This window comes from Agromyces sp. NPDC055661 (genome assembly GCF_053618135.1).
Genome location: NZ_JBSHHC010000002.1, coordinates 302,532 through 327,348, shown reverse-complemented (window position 1 = coordinate 327,348; position 24,817 = coordinate 302,532). Strand labels below are relative to the sequence as shown.

Annotated in this window: 25 protein-coding genes; 10 read left to right on the top strand and 15 right to left on the bottom strand. The window is 72.0% G+C overall.

The annotated features are described in order from the left end of the window. Window positions 1-5 precede the first annotated feature (5 nt). From pcaDC to ACWGO8_RS15065, 6 genes are all read right to left on the bottom strand, one after another. A complete protein-coding gene (gene pcaDC, locus ACWGO8_RS15090) occupies window positions 6-1,217 on the bottom strand; it encodes a bifunctional 3-oxoadipate enol-lactonase/4-carboxymuconolactone decarboxylase PcaDC (RefSeq protein WP_452043847.1) in 1,212 nt (403 codons plus the stop codon). Window positions 1,218-1,305: 88 nt separating this feature from the next. Further along, a complete protein-coding gene (locus ACWGO8_RS15085) occupies window positions 1,306-2,487 on the bottom strand; it encodes a lyase family protein (RefSeq protein WP_452043846.1) in 1,182 nt (393 codons plus the stop codon). A 13-nt stretch (window positions 2,488-2,500) separates the two neighbouring features. After that, window positions 2,501-3,100 (bottom strand): protocatechuate 3,4-dioxygenase subunit alpha, encoded by a 600-nt coding sequence (gene pcaG, locus ACWGO8_RS15080; protein WP_452043845.1) that lies wholly within the window; start codon window positions 3,098-3,100, stop codon window positions 2,501-2,503. Continuing rightward, on the bottom strand, window positions 3,093-3,890 hold the full coding sequence (pcaH, locus tag ACWGO8_RS15075; protein ID WP_452043844.1) for a protocatechuate 3,4-dioxygenase subunit beta: 798 nt from the start codon (window positions 3,888-3,890) through the stop codon (window positions 3,093-3,095). Before pcaH ends, pcaG begins: the two co-directional genes overlap by 8 nt. Window positions 3,891-3,892: 2 nt before the next feature. After that, window positions 3,893-5,086, bottom strand: coding sequence for a 4-hydroxybenzoate 3-monooxygenase (locus tag ACWGO8_RS15070; RefSeq protein WP_452043843.1), 1,194 nt, complete (start codon window positions 5,084-5,086; stop codon window positions 3,893-3,895). Window positions 5,087-5,204: 118 nt separating this feature from the next. After that, window positions 5,205-5,969 carry an IclR family transcriptional regulator gene (locus tag ACWGO8_RS15065; RefSeq protein ID WP_452043842.1) on the bottom strand — a complete coding sequence of 255 codons (765 nt, stop codon included), beginning with the start codon at window positions 5,967-5,969 and terminating at the stop codon, window positions 5,205-5,207. Window positions 5,970-6,132: 163 nt separating this feature from the next. On the opposite strand from ACWGO8_RS15065, the gene ACWGO8_RS15060 reads away from it, so the two are divergent. Next, window positions 6,133-7,155: a VOC family protein gene (locus ACWGO8_RS15060; RefSeq protein ID WP_452043841.1), complete on the top strand. Its 1,023-nt coding sequence runs from the start codon at window positions 6,133-6,135 to the stop codon at window positions 7,153-7,155. A gap of 70 nt (window positions 7,156-7,225) precedes the next feature. On the opposite strand, the gene msuE is transcribed toward ACWGO8_RS15060, so the two are convergent. Further along, window positions 7,226-7,825, bottom strand: a complete 600-nt coding sequence (msuE, locus tag ACWGO8_RS15055) for an FMN reductase (protein WP_452043840.1) — start codon at window positions 7,823-7,825, stop codon at window positions 7,226-7,228. 157 nt (window positions 7,826-7,982) lie between these two features. On the opposite strand from msuE, the gene ACWGO8_RS15050 reads away from it, so the two are divergent. Further along, window positions 7,983-8,201 carry a hypothetical protein gene (locus ACWGO8_RS15050; RefSeq protein ID WP_452043839.1) on the top strand — a complete coding sequence of 73 codons (219 nt, stop codon included), beginning with the start codon at window positions 7,983-7,985 and terminating at the stop codon, window positions 8,199-8,201. A gap of 38 nt (window positions 8,202-8,239) precedes the next feature. Here ACWGO8_RS15050 and ACWGO8_RS15045 read toward each other — a convergent pair whose 3' ends face one another. From ACWGO8_RS15045 to ACWGO8_RS15035, 3 genes are all read right to left on the bottom strand, one after another. Next, entirely contained in the window at window positions 8,240-8,605 is a 366-nt protein-coding gene (locus ACWGO8_RS15045) for a hypothetical protein (protein ID WP_376955391.1), read from the bottom strand. 121 nt (window positions 8,606-8,726) lie between these two features. Further along, window positions 8,727-10,610 carry a glycoside hydrolase family 15 protein gene (locus ACWGO8_RS15040; RefSeq protein ID WP_452043838.1) on the bottom strand — a complete coding sequence of 628 codons (1,884 nt, stop codon included), beginning with the start codon at window positions 10,608-10,610 and terminating at the stop codon, window positions 8,727-8,729. 70 nt (window positions 10,611-10,680) lie between these two features. Further along, complete coding sequence (locus ACWGO8_RS15035; RefSeq protein ID WP_452043837.1) at window positions 10,681-11,262, bottom strand: TetR family transcriptional regulator; 582 nt, start codon at window positions 11,260-11,262, stop codon at window positions 10,681-10,683. 71 nt (window positions 11,263-11,333) lie between these two features. On the opposite strand from ACWGO8_RS15035, the gene ACWGO8_RS15030 reads away from it, so the two are divergent. Beyond that, window positions 11,334-12,422, top strand: coding sequence for an SDR family NAD(P)-dependent oxidoreductase (locus ACWGO8_RS15030; RefSeq protein WP_452043836.1), 1,089 nt, complete (start codon window positions 11,334-11,336; stop codon window positions 12,420-12,422). A gap of 31 nt (window positions 12,423-12,453) precedes the next feature. Further along, a complete protein-coding gene (locus ACWGO8_RS15025; RefSeq protein ID WP_452043835.1) occupies window positions 12,454-13,377 on the top strand; it encodes an alpha/beta hydrolase in 924 nt (307 codons plus the stop codon). Window positions 13,378-13,420: 43 nt separating this feature from the next. Here the strand turns inward: ACWGO8_RS15025 and ACWGO8_RS15020 are convergent, their stop codons facing one another. After that, the gene (locus ACWGO8_RS15020) at window positions 13,421-14,341 is read right to left on the bottom strand and encodes an HpcH/HpaI aldolase/citrate lyase family protein (protein WP_452043834.1); all 921 of its coding nucleotides are present in this window, start codon (window positions 14,339-14,341) and stop codon (window positions 13,421-13,423) included. Beyond that, window positions 14,331-15,788, bottom strand: a complete 1,458-nt coding sequence (locus ACWGO8_RS15015; protein WP_452043833.1) for a cation:dicarboxylate symporter family transporter — start codon at window positions 15,786-15,788, stop codon at window positions 14,331-14,333. Before ACWGO8_RS15015 ends, ACWGO8_RS15020 begins: the two co-directional genes overlap by 11 nt. A gap of 181 nt (window positions 15,789-15,969) precedes the next feature. On the opposite strand from ACWGO8_RS15015, the gene ACWGO8_RS15010 reads away from it, so the two are divergent. Both ACWGO8_RS15010 and ACWGO8_RS15005 read left to right on the top strand, forming a co-directional pair. Continuing rightward, window positions 15,970-17,649, top strand: coding sequence for a sensor histidine kinase (locus ACWGO8_RS15010; RefSeq protein ID WP_452043832.1), 1,680 nt, complete (start codon window positions 15,970-15,972; stop codon window positions 17,647-17,649). Beyond that, entirely contained in the window at window positions 17,642-18,361 is a 720-nt protein-coding gene (locus tag ACWGO8_RS15005) for a response regulator (protein ID WP_452043831.1), read from the top strand. Before ACWGO8_RS15010 ends, ACWGO8_RS15005 begins: the two co-directional genes overlap by 8 nt. On the opposite strand, the gene ACWGO8_RS15000 is transcribed toward ACWGO8_RS15005, so the two are convergent. Together ACWGO8_RS15000 and ACWGO8_RS14995 are read right to left on the bottom strand one after the other, a co-directional pair. Then, on the bottom strand, window positions 18,358-18,990 hold the full coding sequence (locus tag ACWGO8_RS15000) for a TMEM175 family protein (RefSeq protein WP_452043830.1): 633 nt from the start codon (window positions 18,988-18,990) through the stop codon (window positions 18,358-18,360). The genes ACWGO8_RS15005 and ACWGO8_RS15000 overlap by 4 nt on opposite strands. Before the next feature lie 18 nt (window positions 18,991-19,008). Beyond that, the gene (locus ACWGO8_RS14995; protein WP_452043829.1) at window positions 19,009-19,881 is read right to left on the bottom strand and encodes an LLM class flavin-dependent oxidoreductase; all 873 of its coding nucleotides are present in this window, start codon (window positions 19,879-19,881) and stop codon (window positions 19,009-19,011) included. Between the two features lie 132 nt (window positions 19,882-20,013). On the opposite strand from ACWGO8_RS14995, the gene ACWGO8_RS14990 reads away from it, so the two are divergent. Next, window positions 20,014-20,757, top strand: coding sequence for a biliverdin-producing heme oxygenase (locus ACWGO8_RS14990; RefSeq protein ID WP_452043828.1), 744 nt, complete (start codon window positions 20,014-20,016; stop codon window positions 20,755-20,757). A 138-nt stretch (window positions 20,758-20,895) separates the two neighbouring features. After that, complete coding sequence (locus tag ACWGO8_RS14985) at window positions 20,896-21,639, top strand: DedA family protein (protein WP_452043827.1); 744 nt, start codon at window positions 20,896-20,898, stop codon at window positions 21,637-21,639. Window positions 21,640-21,703: 64 nt separating this feature from the next. Here ACWGO8_RS14985 and ACWGO8_RS14980 read toward each other — a convergent pair whose 3' ends face one another. Further along, window positions 21,704-22,777, bottom strand: a complete 1,074-nt coding sequence (locus ACWGO8_RS14980; RefSeq protein WP_452043826.1) for an epoxide hydrolase family protein — start codon at window positions 22,775-22,777, stop codon at window positions 21,704-21,706. 65 nt (window positions 22,778-22,842) lie between these two features. Between ACWGO8_RS14980 and ACWGO8_RS14975 the strand changes: the two genes are divergently transcribed. Continuing rightward, window positions 22,843-23,520, top strand: coding sequence for a helix-turn-helix domain-containing protein (locus ACWGO8_RS14975; protein WP_452043825.1), 678 nt, complete (start codon window positions 22,843-22,845; stop codon window positions 23,518-23,520). Between the two features lie 23 nt (window positions 23,521-23,543). Continuing rightward, window positions 23,544-24,806: an epoxide hydrolase family protein gene (locus tag ACWGO8_RS14970; RefSeq protein WP_452043824.1), complete on the top strand. Its 1,263-nt coding sequence runs from the start codon at window positions 23,544-23,546 to the stop codon at window positions 24,804-24,806. The last annotated feature ends 11 nt before the right edge of the window (window positions 24,807-24,817 follow it).

Below are 24,817 nucleotides of genomic sequence, written 5' to 3'. Positions count from 1 at the left end.
GGGGGTCAGTCGTTCGTGTCCGGCGAATCCGCGGCGTCCTGCTCCGCGAACACGTCCCGCATGATCGCGAGCGCGCTGTTCGAGGCGGGCAGGCCCGCGTAGAGCGCCGTGTGCAGCAGCACCTCGGCGATCTCGTCGCGCGTGAGCCCGTTCCGCAGCGCGGCCCGGACGTGCATCGCGATCTCGTTCTCATGGCCGCCGGTCGTGAGGCTCGCGAGCGTCGCGATCGACCGCTCGCGGCGCGTCAGGCCGGGCCGGGCCCAGATGTCGCCCCACGCCGTGCGGGTGACGAAGTCCTGGAACGCCGCCGTCTCGGGCGTCGTGCCCGCGATCGCCCGGTCGACGTGCGCGTCGCCGAGCACGGCGCGGCGCACGGTCATGCCGTGGTCGTGCACGACGGATGCCGCAGCGGCACGCTCGGCGGCGCCGACGTGCTCCGCGATGAGCTCGGCCACGGTCGCGGGCTCCTCGAGCACGGCGAGGTGCGACGCCCCGTCGAGCGCGATGTGCCGCGCACCGGGGATGTCGTCGGCGAGGTCCTGCATCGACGCGGGCGTGGTGACCGCGTCGTGCTCGCCGCTGATCGCGAGCGTCGGCACGGCCAGCGACCCGAGGTCCGCCGTGCGATCGAAGTCGGCGAGCGCCTCGGCGCAGCAGGCGTACGAGGCGTCGTCCACATCGACGAGCGCGGTGAGCGTGCGCGCGCCGGGCCCGCCCGCGTCCCGGTCGAGGAACCCGGGCGCGAACCAGCGGCCCGCGCTGGCCGTCACGAGCGACGCCGTGCCGCTCGCGCGCACCTGCGCCGCGCGGTCCGTCCAGCCCTGGGCCGTGCCGATGCGCGCGCCGCTGCAGCTCATGACGAGGCTCTGCACGCGCTCGGGGTGCGCGACCGCGAGCTCGAGCGCGATGACGCCGCCGAGCGAGACGCCCGCGACGTGGAACCCGCCGCCCCCGGCCTCGTCGACGACCGCGAGCACGGCCTCGGCGAGGTCGGGGATGCTGACGGGACCGGGCACCGCCGGGCTCGCGCCGTGCCCGGGCAGGTCGATGCGCAGGATGCGCAGCCCCGCCGTGCGCGGGTCCGCGCGCAGGGCGGCGACGACGCCGTCCCACAGCGTGGACGCGGTACCGAGCGACGGCAGCAGCACGAGCAGCGGGTTCGCCACGTCGGGCGCAGTGCCCGGGGCGAACGAGCCGAGGAGTCGGGGAACGGTCATGCGCGGGCCTCCGATTCGGTGAGGCGGGTGAAGCGGGCGACGGCGCGGCCCGTGCCCGAGGCGAACGAGCCGAGGAGTCGGGGAACGGTCATGCGCGGACCTCCGGTTCGGCGAGGTGGGTGAAGCGGGCGACGGCGTGGTCGACCACTCGGTCGGATGCCGCGGCGAGCACGTCGCGGTCGGGACGCGCGCCGGCCGGGCCCGAGTCCGCGAGCAGCGCGACGGCGCGGTCGTCGTCGAACTCGAGGCCCGAGACGAGGCGCGACGCGGCGGCGGACGACGAGCGCGCGAGCCGCGCAAGGCGCCTGAGCGCCGACCACTCGGCGTGCCAGCGGCCGGCGGACCGCTCGTCGCCCGCGATCGCCGCGCTCGAGATGACCGAGAGCAGCCCGGGCGCCTCGACGGCCGCGGCCGTGATCGCGACCGCGTCGACGGGATTGCGCTTGTGCGGCATCGCCGACGAGCCGCCTGCGTTCGCGAGGCGGACCTCGCCGATCTCCTCCCGCGAGAGGAACGTCGCGTCGCCCGCGATGCGCCCGAGGGCCGCGACGACGGTGGTAGTGGCGGATGCCGCGGCGAGCACGGGCGTTCGCTCGGCGTGCCACGACCGACCGGGGTCGGCGAGTCCGAGCTGGGCGGCGAGCTCGGCGCGCACCTCCTCGGCGGCGCCGGGACGCCCGGCCGCGGCATCCGCTGCCGCACCCGTGCCCACCGCACCACCGAACTGCACCGGGAACGCGGCCGCGTCGATCGCGGCGACGGCGAAGCTCACGCCGTCGAGCCAGCCCGCGGCGAGCACGCCGAGGGTCGACGCCTCGGCGTGGCGGGCGAGCGAGCGGGCGATGCGCGGGCGGTGCCGGGCGCCCTGCGCGAGCACCGCGAGCCCGCGTCCCGCCTCGACGAGCGAGCCGCGCGCGGCCGCGAGGGCGTCGCGAGCCACGAGCATGAGGGCCGTGTCGACGACGTCCTGGCTCGTGGCGCCGAGGTGGAGTCGTTCGGCCGGAAGCCCCGCCGCCTCGAGCTGCGCGCGCAGCGCGGGCACGAGCGCGACGACGGGCACCCCGTCGCGCGCGACGCCAGCACGCAGGGCGTCGCGATCGAGGGCAACGGGATCGAGCGCGTCGGCCTGCGCGCCGAGGAACTCGTCGAGCACGCTCCCCCACGCCCGCAGCAGCGCCCGCTCGACGTCGACGAGCGCCGCGAGCACGGCCTCGTCGTCGGTGCCGGTCGCATCGGCGCCACCCGGATCGATGAGTCCCCAGTCGGTCATGACCCCATCCTCGTCAGACCTCGGTGCCGTAGTCGAGGAACACGGTCTCGCCGTCGCCCTGCAGGCGGACGTCGAAGCGGTACGAGCGGGGCGCGTCGGAGCGGGCGACGAGCGTGTCACGGCGGTCGGCGTCGACCCGCGAGAGCAGCGGGTCGGCGGCGTTCGCCTCGGGCTCGTCGTCGAAGTACGCACGGGTGAAGAGGTGGTGCAGCACGCCGCGGGCGAAGAGCGCGACGACGAGGTACGGTGCGGATCCCTCGCGGGCGGCGCCCGGCTTCAGGGTCGTGAACGAGTAGTGGCCGTCGCGGTCGACCGCCGCGCGGCCGTAGCCGGTGAAGCCGTGCTGGTCGCGCTCGAACGAGCCGCGCTCGGTCGACGGCCGGCCCGCGGCATCCGCGCCCCAGATCTCGACGATCGCGTCGGGGATCGGGTCGCCCGCGCCGTCGGACACGGTGCCGTGCAGCCGGATCGCGTCGTGCAGCCACGGCGCCCGCACGTCGGGCCCGCCCGGATACGGCAGCGCGTAGCCGAAGAACGGGCCGACCGTCTGCGACGGGGTCTGGCCCAGCGCATGCCGGGCCGGCGCCTGCCGGGGCAACGATTCGTCAGGCATGGTCGGCGTCCTCCGGTTCCATCCACGTCGACTTCGGTCCGGTGAGCACCACGTCCCAGCGGTAGCCGAGCGACCACTCGGGCTCCGACACGTCGTGGTCGTATGACGCGACGAGCCGCTCGCGCGCCGCGGGGTCGACGATCGACTGGTAGATCGGGTCGAGCGCGAACAGCGGGTCGCCCGGGAAGTACATCTGCGTCACGAGGCGCTGCGTGAACGCCGAGCCGAAGAACGAGAAGTGGATGTGCGCGGGCCGCCAGGCGTTCCGGTGGTTCTTCCACGGGTACGCGCCGGGCTTGATGGTGGTGAGCCGGTACGAGCCGTCGTCGCCCGTGATCAGGCGCCCGACGCCCGTGAAGTTCGGGTCGAGCGGGGCCGGGTGCTGGTCGCGCTTGTGCACGTAGCGCCCCGACGCGTTCGCCTGCCAGATCTCGACGAGCTGGTTGCGCACCGGCCGGCCCTCGCCGTCGAGCACGCGTCCCGTGATGACGATGCGCTCGCCGAGCGGCTCGCCGACGTGCTGGATCGTGAGGTCGGCCTCCTCGGGCGTCACGTCGGTGTGCCCGAACGCCGGCGAGACGAGCTCGATCTCCTCGGGGTCGGCGCGCACGAGCTCGTGCGTCGGATGCCGCAGCAGCGTCGACCGGTACGGCGCGAAGTCGCGGCGCGGGTGCGCGGCGAGCGGTGCGCCGGCGGATGCCGCGGCATCGCGTTCGCGGCCGTGGCGATCGGCGATCTCGCCGCTGATCGTCGCCTGCGTCAGCTCGGGCTGGGATGCGGGTCGTTGCATGGTCACTCCGTGGTGAAGGGAAGGCCGGCGTACTGCTCGGCGAGGCTCTGGAGGGCGGCGTGGGAGCCGGTCACGTACTCGAGCTGGCCGACCTGGCTGCGGTAGCGGAACGCGCGCGCCGAGGCATCCGGCACCTCGTGGTGCACGTGCAGCATCTCGGTCATCCACTGCGAGAAGTGCTGCACCTTCCACTGCCGCGCGAGCGCGCGGTCGCTGTAGCGCGCGAGGCCGATGTCGTCGCCCGCGCGGTGGTCGAGGATCCCGCGGGCGAGGAGCGCGACGTCGGCGATCGCCGAGTTCAGGCCCTTCGCGCCCGTCGGCGGCACGATGTGCCCCGCGTCGCCCGCGAGGAACATGCGGCCGTGCTGCATCGTGGACACCACGAAGCTGCGCATGGGCGTGATCGACTTCTCCGTGATGGGACCCTCGCGCAGCTCCCACCCGTCGACGCCGAGGCGGGTCTGCAGCGCGTCCCAGATGCGCGCGTCGCTCCAGTCGTCGATCGACTCGTCGGGCGCGACCTGGACGTAGAGGCGCGAGACCTCGAGCGACCGCATCGAGTGCATGCCGAAGCCGTCGCGGTGGAGCGCGTAGATGAGGTCGTCGGTCGACGGCGGCACGTCGGCGAGGATCCCGAGCCAGCCGAACGGATAGCTGCGCTCGAAGGCCTCGATGCCGCCGTCGGGGATGCTGCGCCGGCACACGCCGTGGTAGCCGTCGGCGCCCACGACGAAGTCGCACTCGAGCTCCTCGGTGACCCCGTCCTTCGTGTAGATGACGGTGGGACGCGCGCCGGTGACGCCGACGGGCTCGACGTCGCGCGCCTCGAACACCACGTTCGAGCCGATGCGCTCGTGCTCGGCGAGCAGGTGCTTCACGAGCGCCTGCTGGCCGTAGACCGTGACGGTGCGGCCGACGAGGTCGACGAAGTCGACGTGGTGGCGCTGGCCCTCGTACTGCAGGTGGATGCCGTGGTGGGTGAGGCCGCGCTCGCGCAGGTCGGCGTCGAGGCCGTGCTCGGCGAGCAGGTCGACCGAGCCCTGCTCGAGCACGCCGGCGCGGATGCGGCCGAGCACGTGCTCGCGGGTCTGGGCCTCGAGGATGACGAACGGCACGTCGGCCTGCGCCAGGAGGTGGCCGAGCATCAGGCCGGCGGGGCCGGCGCCGATGATGGCCACGGAGGTGGACTGTCGCACGTGGGTACGCCTCTCACGTCGTCGGGAAGGACGTGACGAGCATGCAGCGGCGCCGCGGCATCCGGGGCCGTGCTTCCACCCAGTGGAAGAAATCGCAGGCGCGACTCAACCCGCCCCGCTATTCGCCGGCCGGTCGGTACCCCAACGCCGACGAGATGCCGCGCGCGGCCATGCGCACGCCGAGGGCGAACTGCGGCTCCCCCACACGCTCGACGTGGGCGATGACCGACACCGCGGCGACGACCTCCCCCGTCGCGTCGCGCACGGGCGCCGCGACCGAGAACGCGCCGCGCGTGAGCTCCTCCACCGACGTGGAGATGCCGAACGAGCGGATCTCGGCGAGGCGGCGCCGCAGCTCGCGCTCCTCGGTGAGCGTGTTCGGCAGGTACCTGCGCGGCTGGGAGGCGAGCACCTCGTCGAAGACCTCCGAGGGCGCGTGCGCGAGGAGCACGAGGCCCACGCCCGTGGCGTGCAGCGGCAGGCGCGAGCCGACGTCGGAGATCACCGAGACCGCGTCGGCCCCCGACAGCCGCTCGAGGTAGATCGCCCCGAGCCCGTCGCGCACTGCGAGGTGCACGTGCTCGGTGGTCGCCTCGAGCAGGTCCTCGAGGTACGGCATCGCGATGCGCCGGAGCCGCATGGCCGTCGGCTGCCGCACGCCGAGTCGCCAGACGCGCATGCCCACCCGGTAGCGCCCGTCGTCGCCGCGCACGAGCCCGCCCCACTCCACCCACTCGGCCACGAGGCGGTGGGCGGTCGACAGCGGGAGGTTCGCGCGCGCGGCGATCTCGCTCAGCGACAGGTCCTCGCGGCCCTGGAAGGCGTCGGCGATCGCGAAGAGCTTCTCGGCGACGGACCGGCCGTCGCTGCCTCCACCGGCCATGCGCACATCGTATGCCTCGGGGTGTATCAGGCAGATCGATCCGAGGCATCATCAGATTCAGCTTCCCTGATGCGCCCCGCTCACCGAGAGTGGATGCAGTGCCGAAGCGGCACGCACCATCCTGCGGCTCGGCGCCGCCACCCGGAACGAAGAAGGATCGACGATGATCACCCTCCTGTCACATCTCTCGCACGTCGAGATCGCGGCACCCGACGTCGAGGCGTCGGTCGCGTTCTACGAGGAGCGCCTCGGCCTGCGCGAGGTCGGCCGCGACGGCGGCAAGGTCTACCTGCGCTCGTGGGGCGACTACACGCACCACAGCGTCGTCATCTCGGAGGGGCCCGAGCCGGCCCTCGTCGAGATCGGCTGGCGCACCACGAGCCCCGAGGCCCTCGAGGAGGCGGCGCGGCGCGTCGAGGAGGCGGGCGTGACGGGCGAGTGGTCGGCCTCCGGTCCCGGTCGCGGCCGCTCGTACGTCTTCACCGGCCCCTGGGGCCACACCATCCGCCTCGCGTGGGACGTCGAGCAGTACCACGCCGAGGACGAGCACGCCTCGATCTTCCCCGACCGCCCCGAGAAGCGCTCCAGCGTCGCCGGAGCCCCGCGGTTCCTCGACCACGTCACCATCGCGGCATCCGACGTGAAGGCCTTCGCCAAGTGGCACCACGACGTGCTCGGCTTCCGCATCATGGCCTACACGGAGCTCGACGAGGCGCCCATCACGGTCTTCGCGGTCATCACGACCAACGAGAAGTCGCACGACCTCGGCGTCGTGCTCGACAGCTCGTCGCGCCCCGGCCGCATCAACCACTACGCCTTCTGGGTCGACACCCGCGAGGAGCTCCTCATCGCGGCCGACGTGCTCATGGAGAACGGCGTGCACATCGAGTACGGCCCGTCGATCCACGGCATCGGCGAGCAGTCGTTCCTGTACTTCCGCGACCCGAGCGGCCTGCGCATCGAGGTGAACACGGGCGGGTACCGCAACTACGTGCCCGACTGGGACGCCAACACGTGGAAGCCGTCGACGGGCTCGAACAACCTCTACCGCAACGGCGCCATGCCGATGTCGATGACCGAGTCGTTCCCGCCCGACGAGGGCCGCCCGACCGCCACGGAGGAGGGCATCGTCCCCGGCACCGAGGAGGCACTGCTCAACCCCTACGGCAAGCACGGCCAAGGCTGATTCGCAGACAGCCGGCACGACGGCGGCCCCGGACTGATCTCTCGGATCGGACCGGGGCCGCCGTTCGCGTTCACCAGACCGAGACGTACTCCGACACGGCGTCGGGCAGGGTGCCGCGCACCACCGGCAGGCCGCGGGTCACCGCCTGCGAGATGCGCTCGTGCAGCGCCTCCGACGCGATGCGGTAGTCGACGAAGTCGGCGTCGCTCGCGTAGACGCCGATCGGCAGGGTGAGCGCCTGGAAGAACGAGAAGAGCGGGCGGAACTGGTGCTCGATGATGAGCGCGTGCCGGTCGCTGCCGCCCGTCGCTGCCAGCAGCACGGGCTTGTCGATGAGCGAGTACTGGCCGACGAAGTCGAACACGTGCTTGAACAGCCCGGTGAAGCTCGCCCGGTACACGGGGCTCGCGACGATGAGCAGCGTGGCCGACTCGATGCGACGCAATGCCTCCTCGGCGGCGGGGCTCAACTCGTCGCGGCGCAGCGCGCCCGAGAAGTCGCGCCCGATCTCACCGAGCTCGATGAGGTGCGGCTCGACGGCGACGCCGTTCGGCACCACGCCCTCGATGGCGGCCGTGAACGACGCGAGCAGCTCGGTCGCGAGCACGGTGGTCTTGGAGGGTGCGTGCAGGCTGCCCGACACCGCGACGATCGAAACCACATCAGTCATGGCCCGACCGTATGCCTGCTCCTCGTGGGCGCGAGCCCGGGCCCGTCGCAGGGCGTCAGCGGACGACGCCCGGGGTAAGACGACGCAACGCGACGCCATGAACGACGCCCGGAACACGGCCCGGTGCGATGTCGGTGGTTGCTGAGATCATCTCAACATGACCACGATCGAGCTCACGACGACACGGCAACTGGCCGTGGGCGACACGCTCGTCAACGCCGCGGGCGCCGAGTACGAGGTCACCAGGCTCGCTCGCCTCGGCCGCGGCATCCGCGTGCACTACCTCACCGGCGACGGCCGTCCGGGCCGGTTCACCTCGGCGCCCGACGCGATCGTGCGGCGCCGCGTCGCCGAACGCGTCGAGCGCGCGTCCTGAGCCAGGACGCGCGCTCGGCGCTGGTCGGATGACGGTGGTCAGGCGGTGCGGAAGAACTCGTTCGCCCGCGCCGAGAAGAGCAGCAGCAGGCCGATGAGCGCCAGCGCACCGGCGATCAGCGCCGACCAGAGCTGCGCCGGATACGCGAACATCGTGATGATCGCCGAGATCAGGTTCAGCGCGAAGATGATCGCCACGATGATCCTCGCGGCGTTGTTCCCCCGGAACAGGCCGAGGCTCACGATGATCGTGATGATGCCGATGATGATCGCCACCCAGGCGACGGTCGTACCGCCTCCCTGACCACCGAAGAGGATGAGGACGCCGGTGAGGATCTGGAGTGCTCCAGAGATCCAGGCGAGAACGGCGACGAGGGTGACTCCCCCAGGACGAGGACCTGCCACGATGGCTCCTTTGCTCACAGTGAGGTGCTTGGCCTCAACGTACTGCGAGGATGCCTCGGGTCGAGCGAACCGCGCGCCTCGGCGTGTCACGGATGCCGCGGCGGCGCCGCGCGGCATCCGTTCAGATCACCCGGCGGCCCTTCGCGAGCACGGGGTCGACGAAGCCCGACCCGTGGTCGAGCTGGTAGTCGAGGTTCATGGCGGCGTTGATGAGCGAGAGGTGGCTGAACGCCTGCGGGAAGTTGCCGAGCTGCTCCCCCGTGAGCCCGATCTCCTCGGCGTAGAGGCCGAGGTGGTTCGCGTAGGTGAGCATCTTCTCGAACACGAGCTGCGCCTCGTCGAGGAACCCCGACCGCGCGAGCGCGTCGACGTACCAGAACGAGCACAGCGTGAACGTGCCCTCGGACCCGCGCAGGCCGTCCGGTGACGCGCTCGGGTTGTAGCGGTAGACGAGGCTGTCCGAGACGAGCTCGTCCTCCATGGCGTCGAGCGTCGAGAGCCACATCGGGTCGCGCGGCGCGATGAAGCCCATCAGCGGCATCATGAGGAGCGACGCGTCGAGCACCTCGGTGCCCTCGTACTGCACGAACGCCTTCCGCTCCCCGTCCCAGCCGTTCTCCATGACCCACGCGTAGATCGCGTCGCGCTGCTCGCGCCATCGCGGGATGGGCGCCGGCCGACCCCGCGACTGCGCGAGGCGGATGCCGCGGTCGAGCGCGATCCAGCACATGAACCGTCCGTACGTGAACTTCTTCGGCCCGCCACGGGTCTCCCAGATGCCCTCCTCGGCGGTGTCCCAGTTCTCGCAGACCCAGTCGAGCAACTGGCTGAGCTGGGTCCAGCCGACGTGCGGGAGCTGCAGCCCGTGCGTGTCGGCGAGGTGGATCGAGTCCATCGCCTCGCCGTAGATGTCGAGCTGCAGCTGGTCGGCGGCGCCGTTGCCGATGCGCACCGGCGCGGACCCGCGATACCCCGAGAGGTGGTCGAGCGTCTCCTCGACGAGGTCCGACGAGCCGTCGACGCGGTACATGATCTTCAGCGGCCCCGACGTGTCGCCGGCGCTCTCGTGCACGCGCTGCATGAGCCACTCGACGAACTGCTCGGCCTCCTCGGTGTAGCCGAGGCCGAGCAGCGCGTACACCGAGAACGAGGCGTCGCGGATCCAGGTGTACCGATAGTCCCAGTTGCGCTCCCCGCCGACCTGCTCCGGCAGACCCGCCGTCGGCGCCGCGACAAGCGCCCCCGTCGGCGCGTACGTCATGAGCTTCAGCGTCATCGCCGAGCGGGCGACCATCTCGCGCCAGCGCCCGCGGTAGGTGGAACGCTCGTTCCACTCGCGCCAGAACCGGCGCGTCTCCAGGAACAGGTCGGTCAGCTCATCGTGAGTGATGCGCTTCGGCGGCACGCCGCCGGACTCGAGCATCACGCCCGTCATCTCGCCCGCGTTGAGCGAGCCCGTGATGCGCACGCCCTGGCCGACGAGCTCGGCGCGTCCGGCCCGCTGACTGCCGTGCATCACGAAATCGCCGACGCGGTGCATCGTGAGCGCCTGGTGGGGCGACCGGAAGATGGCGCCCTCGCCCTCGACGGCCGAGAAATCGTGCGCCTGCCGGCCGTAGTCGAAGCGGGGCTGCACCTCGGCGACGAAGTCCAACGTCCCGCGCACCACGCGCAGCATCCGCACGAGGCGGTGCCGGTCGGTGGCGGTGCCGTCGGCCACGGGCATGAAGTCGATGAGCTCGCCGACGCCCTGCTCGGTCATGAACCGCGTCACGAGGATCGCCGTGTTCGGCAGGTAGAGCTGGCGCGAGACGTAGTCGTCGGTCGCGGGGCGCACGCTGCAGAACCCGCCGCGCTCGGCGTCGAGCAGCGACGCGAACACGCTCGGCGAGTCGAACCTCGGGCAGCAGAACCAGTCGATCGTGCCGTTCGAGTCCACGAGCGCGGCCGTCTGCAGGTCGCCGATGAGCCCGTGGTCGGCGATGTTCGGATACGTGTCGGCCATGCGCCAGCCCCCAATCCCCAGCGCCATGTTCTCACGGCCGCGGCGGCGGGCTCAGGGCCGCGTTCGGGTGTCAGTCGCGTGGCAGGAACGCGTGGTGCATGAGCGACCACGCCCGGCGGGCGACGTCGGGGCGCTCCGCGGCATCCGCCCGCGAGATCACGTCGGCGAGCATGGTGATCGCGAGCAGCACGTCGGCGGACTCGACGTGGTCGCCGAGTCGCCCGGCGGCCTGCTCGCGCACCAGCACCCGCTCGACGATGCCCGCCAGCTTGTCACTCAGGTGCATCACGCGCTCGTCGTGGCGGTTGTGCCAGATGAGGTCGATGAACGCGGTCGACACCACGACCTGGCCGATGATCGCGTCGAGCAGGTCGTCGAGCGTGGCATCGGCGGGCGCGACCGCGAGGTCGAGCTCATCGAGGTTCTCGTCGAACACGGCGACCGCGAGCGAGAGCCGGTCGGGGAAGTGCCGGTAGAGGCTGCCCTGGCCGACTCCCGCCTTCTTCGCCACCGCGCTGAACGGCGCCTGCAGCCCTTCGGTCGCGAAGACCTCACGCGCGGCGGCGATGAGCGCGCGCCGATTCCCGGGTCCGGCGCTCGGCCCGCGATTGGGCTTGCGCTCTCCCTGGATTCCCTTCCCACGCTCAGGCACGGGTGTTACGTTACTACCGGACAAGGATGTCCGGTATGGTTCCGGACGCCCAGAGAGAAGGAAGCACCCCCATGAGCACCCCCAAGCCCCTCACCGGCGACGACTCCATCAAGACCTGGCTCGAGCACCCGGTCGGCGGTCCGATCATCCGCGACATGCTCGCGCAGGCCGGCCAGGATCCGAGCGTGCTGCGCCCGGTGTACCGCCTCGCGCTGAAGCGCCTGGTCAAGCTCAGCAAGGGGCAGTTCAGCCAGCAGATGGTCGACGACCTCGTCGCGCGCGCGGCCGCGGGCGAGGTGCCCGTTGGCGCCGCCGCCTCCGCCGACGCGAGCGCTGCGGCTGCCGACGCGACCGACCCTGACGACGCGGATGCCGCGGGCATGTCCGTCGACCGCCCCGAGTGGGTCGAGCGACTCGACCAGGGCCGCTTCGCGGGCAAGACCGTCATCGTGACCGGCGCGGGCTCGGGCATCGGCCGCGCCACGGCGTCGCGCATCGCCCGCGAGGGCGGCCGCGTCGTGGCCGTCGACGTGTCGCAGGAGCGACTCGACGAGTTCTCCGCGGACCACGCGGGCGCCGACGTCGTGACGCTCGTCGCCGACATCACCGACGATGCGAAGGTGGCCGAGATCGTCGCGGCGGCCGGCGAGCGCATCGACGGCCTCGCGAACATCGCCGGGATCATGGACGACATGACGCCCATCGGCGAGCTCACCGACGCCGTGTGGCAGCGCGTGATGCGCGTGAACGTCGACGGCACCATGAAGCTCATGCGCGCCGTCGTGCCGACGATGCTCGCGAAGGGCACCGGCTCGATCGTGAACACCGCCTCCGAGGCGGCGCTGCGCGGCTCGGCGGCCGGCGTGGCCTACACGGCCTCGAAGCACGCCGTGGTCGGCCTCACGAAGTCGACCGCGTTCATGTACGGCCCGAGCGGCCTGCGCGTGAACGCCGTGGCCCCGGGCCCGACCATCACGAACATCGAGGCGTCGTTCGCGTCGCCGCTCGGTGCGGAGCGCGTGCGCCAGGCCATGGCGATCCTGCCCGACGCCGCCGAGGCCGAGGCGCTCGCGGCCTCCATCACGTTCCTGCTCTCCGACGACGGCGTGAACGTGAACGGCGTCGTGCTCGCCTCCGACGGCGGCTGGTCGGCGGCGTAGGCCGAGCCGGCGAGACGACGGCGTCCAGCCCGTGCCCACGTTCCACCGCGACCTGGCGGTCGCGCGCTTCATCCCGAAGCTCTCGGTGACGCCCCGGCTGCTGCCGCTCATGCGGCAGGTGCCGCGGGTGCGTCCGGCTCCCGACGATGTGCGGATCGACGAGCTCACGGTGCCCGGATCGCCGGGCGCCCCCGACGTGCGCATCAGGAGGTACGACCCCGTCGGGCGCACCGGGACCACGCCGGCGCTCCTCTGGATCCACGGCGGCGGCTTCCTCCTCGGCACGCCCGAGCAGGACGAGCAGTCGAGCATCGGCTTCGCCAGGGAGCTCGGGATCCCCGTGTTCGCGGTGCGGTACCGGCTCGCCCCGGAGCATCCGTCGCCCGCCGGGCTCGAGGACGCGTATGCGGCCCTCCGTGCGGTCGCCGGCGACGCGGAGGCCCTGGGCGTCGACCCCACGCGGATCGCGATCGGCCGAGCGTCCGCGGGCGGCGGCCTCGCCGCGGCGCTCGCCCTGCTCGCGCACGACCGCGGCGAGGTGCGCCCCGCGTTCCAGCTGCTCGTCTACCCGATGCTCGACGATCGCACCGTGGTGCGCGACGACCACGTGGTGCCCGGCGTGCGCGGCTGGACGCCCAGGAGCAACCGGTTCGCCTGGACCGCGTACCTGGGCGGCGAGCCGGGGTCGGCCGAGGTGTCGCCGTACGCCGCTCCGGCGCGGCGGGACGACCTCTCGGGGCTGCCGCCCGCCTGGGTCGGCGTCGGGTCCAACGACCTCTTCCACGACGAGGACGTGCGGTACGCCGCTCGACTGGGCGAGGCGGGCGTGCCGTGCGAGCTCGTCGTCGACGACGGCGCGTTCCACGGGTTCGACGCGATCCTGCGGACAGCCGGCATCTCGCGGGAGTTCTGGCGGATGCAGGCACGTGCCCTGCGGGGGTCGCTCCTGGGCTGAACGCCGCACGCGGGCCATCCCGCGGTGGCCGGAGCCGCACCGCTCAGTCGGCGTAGTCCGACCTGGGCGGTGCGGCATCCGCCTCGATGCCGAACGTCGAGGCGGCGTCGCGGACGGCCCGCGCCCGCGCGATGCGCGGCAGGTCGCTGCCGTCGCGGATCCCGCACCGCTCGAGCGTGGCGAGCACGTCATCCGCCCACGCGAGTTCCTCACCGGTCGGGCTCAGCGCGGCGTTGACGGCGACGATCTGCTCCTCGCGCAGGCAGAGCCGACCGGTCATGCCGAGGGATGCCGCGTGCCGCGACGCCGTGGTGAGCAGGTCGGCACCGCGCGGCACCGTCGGTCCGTCGACGGGGCCCGGCAGGCCCGCGGCACGACTCGCCGACACGAGCCGCGAGCGCGCATAGAGCAGCGCGAGCGGATCGTCGGCCGCGCCCGTGTCGCGCCGGAAGTCGCCGCTGCCGAACGCGAGCCGCACGACGCCGGGCGCCTCGGCGAGCTCGAGCGCGGCCTCGACGCCGCGTGCGCTCTCGAGCAGCGCGACGATCGGCAGCCCGCCGTCGAGGGCGTCCACCGTGCGCCGCACGTGCTCGCGCGCCTCGACCTTGGCGAGCACGACGCCCGCCACGAGATCGCGCCCGTGCAGCAGGGCGACGTCGGCGCGCCACTCGTCGGAGGCCGCGTCGCCGATGCGCACCCACGGCCGCAGGCCGGCGTCGGCGGCCGCGGCGAGCGCCCGCCGAGCGCGGCCCTTGTCGTCGGGCGCGACGCCGTCCTCGAGGTCGACCACGACGACGTCGGCGACGGATGCCGCGACGCGGCGCTCGAAGTCGGACGCCGAGCCCGGCACGAGGAGCCACGAGCGGGCGAGCCCGGCGGGCACCGCCGATGCGGTGCCCGCCTCGACGCCCGAGGCCGTGACGGTCCCCGTCGACGTCGACGACGTCGGCGACTCAGCGCCCACGGCCCTGCCCGGCCTTCTCCTCGTCGAGGTCGCCCACGATCGCGGCGATCGCGGCGGTGGAGGGGCGGCCCTCATGCGCCGGGTCGACCTCGTGGCCCGCCTCGCGCTCGACCTCCGCCCGCTCGTCGGGCGACAGGTGGTCGTCGACGCTCATCGTGGCCTCGTCGAACGGGCGCTCGCCCGCCAGCACGTGCCGCAGCTGCTCGCGGTCCAGCTGCTTCGTCCAGGTGCCGACGAGCAGGGTCGCAACGGCGTTGCCCGTGAAGTTGGTGAGCGCCCGCGCCTCCGACATGAACCGGTCGATGCCGACGATGACGCCGACGCCGTCGACGAGGTCGGGCCGATGCGCCTGCAGTCCGCCCGCGAGGGTCGCGAGGCCCGCGCCGGTGACGCCGGCCGCGCCCTTCGAGGCGACCATCATGAACAGGAGCAGTCCGACCTGCTCGCCGAGCGAGAGCGGCGTGCCCATGGCGCTCGCGATGAACAGCGACGCCATGGTCAGGTAGATCGCGGTGCCGTCGAGGTTGAACGAGTAGCCCGTCGGGATGGTGATGCCCGCCACCGGCTTCGACACGCCCGCGTGCTCCATCTTGGCGATGAGGCGCGGCAGCACGACCTCGCTCGACGACGTCGAGACGATGAGCAGGTACTCGCGGCCGAGGTACTTCATGACCTTGAAGATGCTGACCCGCGTGACGGCCCAGAGCAGCGACCCGAGCACCACCACGATGAAGAGGATGCAGGTGATGTAGAACGCGACCATGAGCGTGCCGAGCGCGAAGATGGCGCCGACGCCCGTCGCGCCGACCACGGCGGCGATCGCGCCGAACGCGCCGATGGGCGCGATCCACATGATCATCGCGAGGATGCGGAACACGAGCCCCTGGATCTGGCGGATCGCGCCGAGGATCGGCGTGCCCTTCGGACCCATCTTCTGCAGCGCGAAGCCCACGAGCAGCGCCACGAAGAGCACCTGCAGGATGTTGCCGTCCACGAGCGCCGAGAGCAGCGACGTCGGGATGATGCCGAGCACGAACTCCTGCGTCGTCTTCGCCTCGGTCGTGCCGGCGTCGTAGGTGGCGCCCGAGATGTCGAGGCCCTCGCCCGGGTGGATGAGGTTGCCCACCACGAGGCCGATGCCGAGTGCGAACGTCGACATGACGACGAAGTACAGCAGCGCCAGGCCGCCGACTTTGCCGACGGTGGCCGCCTTCGCGATCGAGCCGACGCCGAGCACGATCGTGCAGAAGATGATCGGGGCGATCATCATCTTGATGAGCAGCACGAACGCGTCGCCGATGGGCTTCAGGCCCACCGCGAACTCGGGTGCGGCGAGGCCCACCGTGATGCCCGCGAGCACCGCGCCGATCACCGCGATGTAGAGGTAGTGCGAGGAGTCGATCCTGCGCCGGGACTTCGTGCCCGGGGTTCGAGACTGGAGCGCCATTGCCGTCTGCCTTCCGTGTCGGTTCATCGCCGGTCGACGGTGCGGGCCGGTCGACGATGGGGTCGGTATCGGGCAAGCATGAGACGGCGGATGCCCCGCGCTCGCGTTGTGTTCATAGTGTTCGCACCGCGCGCTCGCGACGCTGCCTAGGCTGAATGCAGCGACGGAGCGAGGTGACACGATGACGCGATGGATCCGGGGCTGGAGCATCGCCACGAAGCTCTTCGTCCTGCAACTGGTCATGATCGTGGCGCTCGCGACGATCGCCGTCGTGTGGATCTGGGCGGACGCCCGCGCCGACGTCGAACGGGACGCGGCCGCGAAGAGCATGGCCGTCGCCGAGACGCTCGCGTCGGATCCGTTCGTGCGCACCGCGCTCGGCACGGGCGACCCGTCGTCGCGACTGCAGCCGTACGCCGAGGACGTCATGACCGAGGCCGGAGTCGACTTCGTGACGATCATGGCGCCCGACCGCACCCGGTACACGCATCGAGATCCCGCCCGGATCGGCCAGAAGTTCCTCGGCAACATCGACCGCGCCCTCGCGGGCGAGGCCTTCACCGAGACGTACACGGGCACGCTCGGTCCGTCGGTGCGGGCCGTCGTCCCCGTCGACGACGACGCCGGCGACGTGATCGCGCTCGTCGCCGCGGGCGTCACGGTGTCGAACACCCAGGTCGCCCTCGGCGGCCGCATCGCGACCGTCATCCTCGCCGCCCTCGCCATGATCGCGATCGGCGCCGTCGGCGCCTGGCTCCTCAGCCGCTACCTCCGGCGCGTCACGTGGGGTCGCGGCGCCGAGGAGATGAGCCGCATGTTCGCCTACTACGAGGGTGTGCTGCACTCCATCGGCGAGGGCCTCGTGCTGCAGGACCGCTCGGGCGCCGTGGTGCTCTACAACGACCGCGCCGCGGAGCTGCTCGGCCTCCCCCGCCGCGAGCGCGGGCGCGACGAGCCGACGCCGCTCGACCGGTTCGACCTGCCCCCGGCGGTCGCCGAGGTGCTCGGTCGCACCGACGCGGTGGTCGACGAGATCGCCATCACGCCGACGCACGTGCTCGTGATCGACCGCGACGTCATCGTCTCCCGTGAGCGTGGTCGCGACCGGAACCGGGACCGCGGGCGCGAGCGCACCGGCGCCGGACGCATCGGATCGGTCACGACGATCCGCGACCACACCGAACTGCAGGAGCTCACCGGCGAACTCGCCACCATGACGACCCTCTCCGACGCGCTGCGCTCGCAGGCGCACGAGTTCGCGAACCGGCTGCACACCATCATCGCGCTCATCGAGCTCGACCGGGCGCAGGATGCCGCGGAGCTCGCGACATCCGAGCTCGCCCTCAGCCAAGCTCTCGCCGACCGGCTGCTCTCGGCCGTCGAGGAGCCCGTGCTGCTCGCGCTGCTCCTCGGCAAGGCGGCGCAGGCGTCCGAGCGCGGGATCGCCTTCGAGCTCGATCTCCCCGACCGGCTCGAAGCCACCTCGGTGCCGGCGCGCGACCTCATCGCGATCGTCGGCAACCTCATCGACAACGCGCTCGACGCGGCATCCGTCACGCCCTCGCCCCGGGTCGAGGTCTCGGTGCGGGCCGAGGGCGACGAGCTGCGCATCGCGGTCGCCGACAGCGGGCCCGGACCGCGCGACGACGACCAGGTGTTCGACCTCGGCGTCACCACGAAGCGCGCCGCCGGACACGGCATCGGGCTCGCGCTCGTGCGCCAGGCGGTCACGCGCCTCGGCGGGCGCATCCACGTGACGGGCTCGCGCTTCGCGGTGACGCTGCCCATCGCGGGCGCGCCGGCAACCGACGCGGCATCCGCGTCCCCGCCGGCCGCCGCGGAGGCGACGACCGATGGCTGAGCCGACCGGCCGGGCCGGCCCATCGCTGCGCGTCCTCGTCGTGGAGGACGACCCCATCACCGCCGAGGCGCACGCGGCGTACGTCGAGCGGGTCGACGGCTTCCGCACGGCGGGCGTCGCGCACACGGGGCACGAGGCGATCAGGATGCTGCGCGACGCTCGCGAGGGTCGCGCCGCGCCGTTCGACCTCATCCTCCTCGACGTGAACCTCCCCGACACGACGGGGATCGAGCTCTGCCGGTCGCTGCGCGCCGCCGGCATCGAGACCGACGTCATCGCGGTGACCGCCGTGCGCGACGCCGCCGTGGTGCGCTCGGCCGTGTCGCTCGGCATCGTGCAGTACCTCATCAAGCCGTTCGGCTTCGCCGCGTTCGCCGAGAAGCTCACGGCATATCGCGACTACCACGCGCGCGTCGGCACGGCCGTGGTCACCGACCAGCAGGAGGTCGACGCGTCGTTCGCGGCGCTGCGCACGAGCTCGGGCGGCGACCTGCCCAAGGGGCTCACGCGCGAGACACTCGACCGCGTGCGAGCGGCGGTGAGAGCCGCACCGGCGAGCGCGGTCTCGGCGACGGAGCTCGCCGGCGCGCTCGACTTGTCGCGGGTCACCGCGCGGCGGTACCTCGAGCACCTCGCCGACAGCGGGGTCGTCGAGCGGGCGAGCCGCTACGGCGCGCCGGGCCGGCCCGAGGTGGAGTACCGGCTGCGCTAGGGCGAAGCGGGCGCGTCTTCGCGCGCTGCACGGCGGTGCAGCACGCCACCCAGCACATTGGCCGGAATGAGCAGGAGGAGCCAGAACATCCCCACCTCGGGGAACACCACGCTGAGCACGAGCGCCACCGCGAACGCGACGACGGTCAGCACGGAGTCCTGGAAGTGCAGCAGCTGCGATGCTCCGGGCGACGTCAGAGCCGGATGCCGCCGCAGGTGCAGGACCAGCCACAGCAACGCCACGCTCGACGAGAGCACCGTGCCGATGTAGAGGGCGTTGACGCCGGGGTCGGCGGCATCGGAGTGAGCCAGCACGTTCGCCGTGAACGGCATCACGACGATGCTCGCGAGCCAGAGGAAGTTGACCCAGATCATGCCGCTGTCGTAGTCGATCGCCGCCTCGAACAGGCGATGGTGCGAGAACCAGAGTCGTGCGATCACGGCGAACGTGATGGCGAACGCGATGATCGTGCCGAGATTTCGCGCGAACAGGTCACCGAGCGAGAGCTTCTCGATCTCGAGGGCGATGTCGACGAGCGGCAGCAGGAGCACGGTGATCGCGATCGCAACGGTCGCGTCGGAGAAGTTCACCAGCCGGTCGAGGCCGCGCTCGGTGCGGAGGCGCGTCATGCGCACAGCCTAGGGGCGTCAGTCGACCCGCGGCGGACCCGCGCGCAGCCGTTCGCGTGCGTACTCGGCGACGCGCTCGGCGGGCACCTGCCAGTCGGACTCGAGCCACCACGTGGCGCCCGCCTCGGCCCAGGGGCGGACGCGCGCGGCATCCGCATCGGGGTCGACGCCGCCGGTCGTGCCCTCCTGCACGACGTCGAACGGCCGATCGGGGAGACCGACGCGCTCGCGCTCGGCGCGGATCCACGCGACGGCCTCGGCGGCGATCTCGGGCGTGTACGTGCGCTGCTGCTCGTCGGGGTCGATGCCGGCAGCGCCCGGCGGCGCGTAGTTCGGGATCCAGCCGTCGTAGCGCGCCACGCGCCGCATGGACTTCATGCGCGGCCAGACGCCGACCACCCACGTGGTGATGCGCGGCTCCTGCACGATCTTCGGCGGCAGCATGGTCTCGGTGCGCTTCGCGTGGAAGTGGTCGCCCTCGTACGTGAACGGCTCACCCTGCCAGAGGTGCTCCATGAGCTCGAGCCCCTCGTCGAGCAGCTCGGCGCGCTCGCGTCGGCCCGGGTCGTCCTCGAAGATCCAGAACCGCTGCTCGACGTCTTCAGGCACGCCGAGCCCGGCCGAGAGGATGACGCGCCCCTTCGAGAGCCGGTCGACGGTCATCGTCTGGCCGGCGAGCTCCCACGGGCGGCGGCGCGGCACGGGCGTGAGCATGGTGCCGAGCCGGATGCGCTCGGTCACGACCGCGCACGCCGCGAGCACCGCCCAGGGGTCGGTCGCCCAGATGCCCTCCCAGACGAAGAACGCGTCCCACCCTGACGCCTCGGCGAGGGGTGCGAGCTCGACCGCGAGCTCGGGATCGGTGCCGGTGAAGATGAAGCCGTGCCGCATGCGCGCGACGTTACCGACGACCTCCGACAGGGGCGACCCTTCCCTCGTTCGCGCCCGAGCCCTACGCTGGGTGAGGTAATGCTTACCTAACTTCCGCCACTTCCGCCCGAGTGGCCAGAACGAAGGCTCGACATGACGATCGCTCCCCCGCCCGCCGCGCCCACCTCGACCGAGCCCACCTCGACCGTGACAACGCCGACCGTGACAACGCCGACCGTGACAACGCCGACCGTGACAACGCCGACCGTGACAACGCCGACCGAGCCCCTCGACATCGCCGGGCTCGTGCGCGCGGCCTCCGCCGACGACCACCGTGCCGCCGAGTCCCGCGGCTTCATCACGGCGCTCATGGGCGGCCGGCTTTCGCTCGCCGACTACACGCGCTACCTCGCGCAGCTCGCGTGGGTGTACGAGGCCCTCGAGGAGCGCGGCAGCCGCCCGGGCGATCCCGTCGTGTTCGATCCCGAGCTGGCGCGCATGGCGGCGATCGACGCCGACCTGGCCGCGCTCGGGGCATCCGACTGGCGTGACGCGCACCCGCCCCTGCCGGAGACGGCCGAGTACGCGGCCCACCTGCGCGACGTCGCCGACGACGACGTGCGCTACCTCGCGCACCACTACGCGCGGTACCTCGGCGACCTGTCGGGCGGCCAGGCGATCGCGTCGCTCGTCGCCCGGCACTACGGCGCAACGCCCGAGCAGCTCGGGTTCTACCGGTTCGACGTCGCCGACGACGGCGTGGTGCGCTACAAGCGCGGCTACCGCGAGGCGATGAACGCGCTCGCGCTCCAGCCCGCCGAGGTCGACGTGCTCATCGCCGAGGTGCGCACGTCGTTCCGCATGAACAGCGCGATCTTCGAGGCGCTCGACGCCTGAGCTCGTGCCGGCTCATCCGCTCGGATGATTTCCCGGCGGGATCCCAGTCGGCCGCGGCATCCGCTGGGTAGACTGCAACGACACCACGCCGCCTGTTGACCCGGCGATCCGCCGTGTCCGACGACTGGAGCCCAGCACATGATCCATACCGCCCTCATCCCGTGGCTCGACCCCGAGACGATCATCGCCGCGGCAGGACCCTGGGCGCTCGTGGTGGTGTGCCTCATCGTGTTCGCCGAGACGGGCCTGCTCGTCGGCTTCCTGCTCCCCGGCGACACGCTGCTCGTCATCTCGGGGCTGCTCACGCACACGTCCCTCGTCTTCGGCGTCGACATCTGGTGGGTGTGCCTGGCGATCGGCCTGGCGGCGTTCCTCGGCGGCGAGGTGGGCTACCTCATCGGGCACAAGTTCGGCCCCAGCGTCTTCGAACGCAAGGAGTCCGGGCTCTTCAGCGTGAAGAACGTCGAACGCACCAACGCGTTCTTCGAGCGCTTCGGCGCGCTCGCCATCATCCTGGCCCGCTTCGTTCCGATCGTGCGCACCTTCGCGCCGGTCGCCGCCGGCGTCGGCCACATGAACTACAAGAAGTACACGCTCTACAACTTCATCGGCGCCATCATCTGGGGCGTCGGGCTCACGTACTTCGGCTACCTCATCGGCTACATCCCGCCCGTGGCCGAGTTCGTCCAGGAGTACATCGACGTCATCCTCATCGGCGCGGTGGTGCTCACGCTCATCCCGACCCTGTGGCACTACTTCCAGTCGTCGCACAAGGCGAAGCGGGCGGCCGAGGCGGGCGAAGACGTCGTGACCGACCACGAGGAGGCGGAGCACCTCGTGCTCGACCCCGAGGTCTTCGAGCGCGGTCCCGAGGAGCGCTGAGCGCGTTCCCTGCAGCGCGGGCCGCCCCCTGCCGGCGCGACGACGCCGCGTCCGGCGGTTCCCGCTAGCCGACCGCGCGCATGAACGCGCCGAGCTCGTCGGCGATCAGCCGCGGCTCCTCGAATGCGAGGAAATGACCGCCGCGATCGGGCGTCGAGTACTGGCGGATGTCCGTCGCCGCGCGCTCGGCGATCGAGCGGGGGAACAGTTCCATGCCGGCTTCGTGGCTTCGAGTGACGGCGACGGGCACGGTGATCGTCGGGCGCGGTCCGTTCTTCGGCCAGTCGAGGTACTGGCGGAACGACGTCCCGATCGACTCGGTGACCCAGTACAGGGTGAGCACGGTGCACAGGGTGTCCTTGTCGAAGCGGCTCTCGAGGTCGCCCGCCGGATCGATCCAGGCGTCGAGCTTGTCGATGATCCACGCCGCGAGGCCCGCCGGCGAGTCGGCGAGGGCGGCCGCGATGGTGTCGGGGCGCGTGCCCATGATCCAGCTGTACCCCGAGTCCACCTCGTCACGCGCCTCCTCGCCATCGAGGAACGCCTGCTCCTCCGGGGTGATGGGGCTCGCGTCGAAGTTCGCCGGGAACGGCCCGTGGATCACGTGCAGCCCGGCGACCTCCTCGGGGTGCATCGTCGCAAGCCATCCGGATGCCGCGCCGCCGATGTCACCGCCGAAGAGGAAGTACCGCTCGTAGCCGAGGGTCTCGGTCATGAGCGTGTGGAACGTCTCGGCGATGGCGGCGCGGGTGAGCGGGCCGTCGACGAGCTCGGAGAACAGGAATCCCGGCAGCGACGGGATCACGACGTCGACGTCGAGCAGGTCGGCGAGCGGCAGCATCTCGAGGAAGCTGCTCGGCCACCCGTGTGCGAGCAGCACCGGCGGCCGACTCGCGTCACGGCGCAGGTGCACGAAGTGCTGTCCTCGATCGAGGAACTGCGGATAGGCGTTCAGCCTGGCCTCGGCGGCGCGCCAGTCGAATTCGACCGCCCAGTACTCGACGAGCGAGCGGAGGTAGGCCGGGTCCGTGCCGGCCTCCCACCCCCGCGCGCTCGGCGTGGTGTAGCGCGTACGCGTGAGGCGTGACCGCAGGTCGTCGAGCACCTCGGAGGGGACGGCGATCGTGAAGGATTCCATCCCCCGACGCTAGCGGCACGGATGGCCCCTGCAGGCTGTCGGAGGCCGGGACTACACTCGGCCGCATGAGCTTCCTCTACGAGGAGAAAGCCTCATCGTCCCGGTTCGTCGACGTGCTCTGGCACACCGTCGACACGACCGACGGAACCTACCTCGCCGCGGCCGACGCCTGCTGGGACATGATCTTCACGCGAATGCCCCACGGGTCGCGCGTGCTGCTGAGCGGCCCGTCGTCGCGACCGACGGTCGTGCCCTACCGGGCCGGCAACCGCAACGTCGGCGTCCGGTTCATGCAGGGGACGTACTTCACGCACGTCGATCCGCACTCGATGTGCGATCGCACGGTGCCGCTGCCGATGCCCGACGACGAGCACTTCGAGCTCGCGGGCCGCACCTGGCCCGTGCCCGACTTCGACGACGTCGATGGGCTGCTCGCGACCTTCGACGACGCCGGGCTGCTCGCGCACGACGAGCTCATCGAGGCGGCCCTCCACGGCGACGAACCGGCGGCCTCGGCGCGCACGGTCGAGCGCCACTTCACCCGCATCACGGGGCGGAGCCTCGGCCAGGTCCGGCAGATCGTCCGCGCCAGGGAGGCGGCCGCCCGACTCCGCACCGGCGAGGCGATCGCGGATGTCGCGTACGCGCTGGGCTACGCCGACCAGTCGCACCTCACCCGCGACGTGAAGCGGCTCACGGGCTACACGCCCGCGGAGTCGCAGCGTCGCGACGAGCCGGTGTAGGCGCGGCGGCGCACCGCGCACACGTGTCGCTCCGGTTCAAGACGGCGCCCGCGGCATCCGCTTCACTCGACGCGTCGACGCAGGGAACGGGGCACGACGCCGCCCGCGATCGCACCATCGAGAGGACCCACGCCATGGACATCCGGCCGTACACGATCGCGATCCCCGACGAGGAGCTCGCCGACCTGCGGGATCGGCTCGCGCGAACGCGCTGGCCTGCCGCCCTCACCGAGGACTGGGCACGCGGAACGCCGGTGCCGTACGCACAGCGCCTTACCCGCTACTGGCTCGAGGGATACGACTGGCGGGCCGAGGAGGCGCGGCTCAACCGGCTCCCCCAGTTCCTCACGGAGGTCGACGGCCAGCCGATCCACGGGCTGCACGTGCGCTCCGGCGACGACGGGGCCGTGCCGCTGCTGCTCCTGCACGGCTATCCGTCGTGCTTCGTCGAGTTCGCGGGCATCGCGCCGCTGCTCGCCGAGCCGGGGCTGGGCGGTGCAGAGGATGCCGCAACGCCCGCCTTCCACGTCGTCGCCCCGTCGATGCCGGGGTTCGGGTTCTCGACCCCGCTCACGAGCCACGGCTGGGACATCGCGCGCACGGCGAGGGCCTTCGACGAGCTCATGCAGGCGCTCGGCTACGACCGCTACGCGGTGTTCGGCGAGGACGTCGGCGCCGGCGTCAGCGAGCAGCTCTGCCTCGACGCGGGCGACCGCGTGCTGGGCTCGATCGCGGCGACCGATCCCGGTGCGATCGCCACCGCGTACACGCCGCCCACCGACCACCTCACCGACGACGAGCGCGAGCGCCACCAGCGCCTGAAGGACGCGCGCGCCGAGGACTTCGGGTATCTCGCGCTGCAGACGACGCGACCGCTCAGCATCGCCTACGGGCTCACCGACTCCCCCATCGCGCAGGCGACGTGGATCGTCGAGAAGTTCCAGGAGTGGACCGACCCGCAGGCTGACCTGCCCGAGGACGCGGTCGACCTCGACGCGCTGCTCACCCTCGTCACCGTGACCTGGTTCGGCCGCGGCGGCGACGGCGCCGCGAACCTGCTCTACGAGGCCGCGCACGCCCAGGCCGCGTGGGGCCGTCAGCACGACCGTCCGCAGGGCATGGCCGCGTTCGGCGAGGAGCCGCTCATGGAGCGCATCCTCAACCCCGACGGGCACCTCGCATTCTGGCGCGAGCACCGCCGCGGCGGCCACTTCCCGGCCATGGAGGCGCCGGAGGAGCTGATCGGCGACATCCGGGCCTACTTCGCGAGGCTGCTCGCGGTCTGAGCTGGGCGCCT

Coding starts and splice junctions, on each gene's coding strand:
- ACWGO8_RS15060 (WP_452043841.1), top strand. CDS start 6,133: ATGATCACCCTCCTGTCACATCTCTCGCACGTCGAGATCGCGGCACCC.
- ACWGO8_RS14975 (WP_452043825.1), top strand. CDS start 22,843: ATGAGCTTCCTCTACGAGGAGAAAGCCTCATCGTCCCGGTTCGTCGAC.
- pcaH (WP_452043844.1), bottom strand. CDS start 3,890: ATGCAACGACCCGCATCCCAGCCCGAGCTGACGCAGGCGACGATCAGC.
- ACWGO8_RS15030 (WP_452043836.1), top strand. CDS start 11,334: ATGAGCACCCCCAAGCCCCTCACCGGCGACGACTCCATCAAGACCTGG.
- ACWGO8_RS14995 (WP_452043829.1), bottom strand. CDS start 19,881: ATGCGGCACGGCTTCATCTTCACCGGCACCGATCCCGAGCTCGCGGTC.
- ACWGO8_RS15000 (WP_452043830.1), bottom strand. CDS start 18,990: ATGACGCGCCTCCGCACCGAGCGCGGCCTCGACCGGCTGGTGAACTTC.
- ACWGO8_RS15085 (WP_452043846.1), bottom strand. CDS start 2,487: ATGACCGACTGGGGACTCATCGATCCGGGTGGCGCCGATGCGACCGGC.
- ACWGO8_RS15005 (WP_452043831.1), top strand. CDS start 17,642: ATGGCTGAGCCGACCGGCCGGGCCGGCCCATCGCTGCGCGTCCTCGTC.
- ACWGO8_RS15015 (WP_452043833.1), bottom strand. CDS start 15,788: ATGGCGCTCCAGTCTCGAACCCCGGGCACGAAGTCCCGGCGCAGGATC.
- ACWGO8_RS14985 (WP_452043827.1), top strand. CDS start 20,896: ATGATCCATACCGCCCTCATCCCGTGGCTCGACCCCGAGACGATCATC.
- ACWGO8_RS15050 (WP_452043839.1), top strand. CDS start 7,983: ATGACCACGATCGAGCTCACGACGACACGGCAACTGGCCGTGGGCGAC.
- ACWGO8_RS15010 (WP_452043832.1), top strand. CDS start 15,970: ATGACGCGATGGATCCGGGGCTGGAGCATCGCCACGAAGCTCTTCGTC.
- pcaDC (WP_452043847.1), bottom strand. CDS start 1,217: ATGACCGTTCCCCGACTCCTCGGCTCGTTCGCCCCGGGCACTGCGCCC.
- ACWGO8_RS15065 (WP_452043842.1), bottom strand. CDS start 5,969: ATGGCCGGTGGAGGCAGCGACGGCCGGTCCGTCGCCGAGAAGCTCTTC.
- ACWGO8_RS15040 (WP_452043838.1), bottom strand. CDS start 10,610: ATGGCCGACACGTATCCGAACATCGCCGACCACGGGCTCATCGGCGAC.
- ACWGO8_RS14990 (WP_452043828.1), top strand. CDS start 20,014: ATGACGATCGCTCCCCCGCCCGCCGCGCCCACCTCGACCGAGCCCACC.
- msuE (WP_452043840.1), bottom strand. CDS start 7,825: ATGACTGATGTGGTTTCGATCGTCGCGGTGTCGGGCAGCCTGCACGCA.
- ACWGO8_RS14980 (WP_452043826.1), bottom strand. CDS start 22,777: ATGGAATCCTTCACGATCGCCGTCCCCTCCGAGGTGCTCGACGACCTG.
- pcaG (WP_452043845.1), bottom strand. CDS start 3,100: ATGCCTGACGAATCGTTGCCCCGGCAGGCGCCGGCCCGGCATGCGCTG.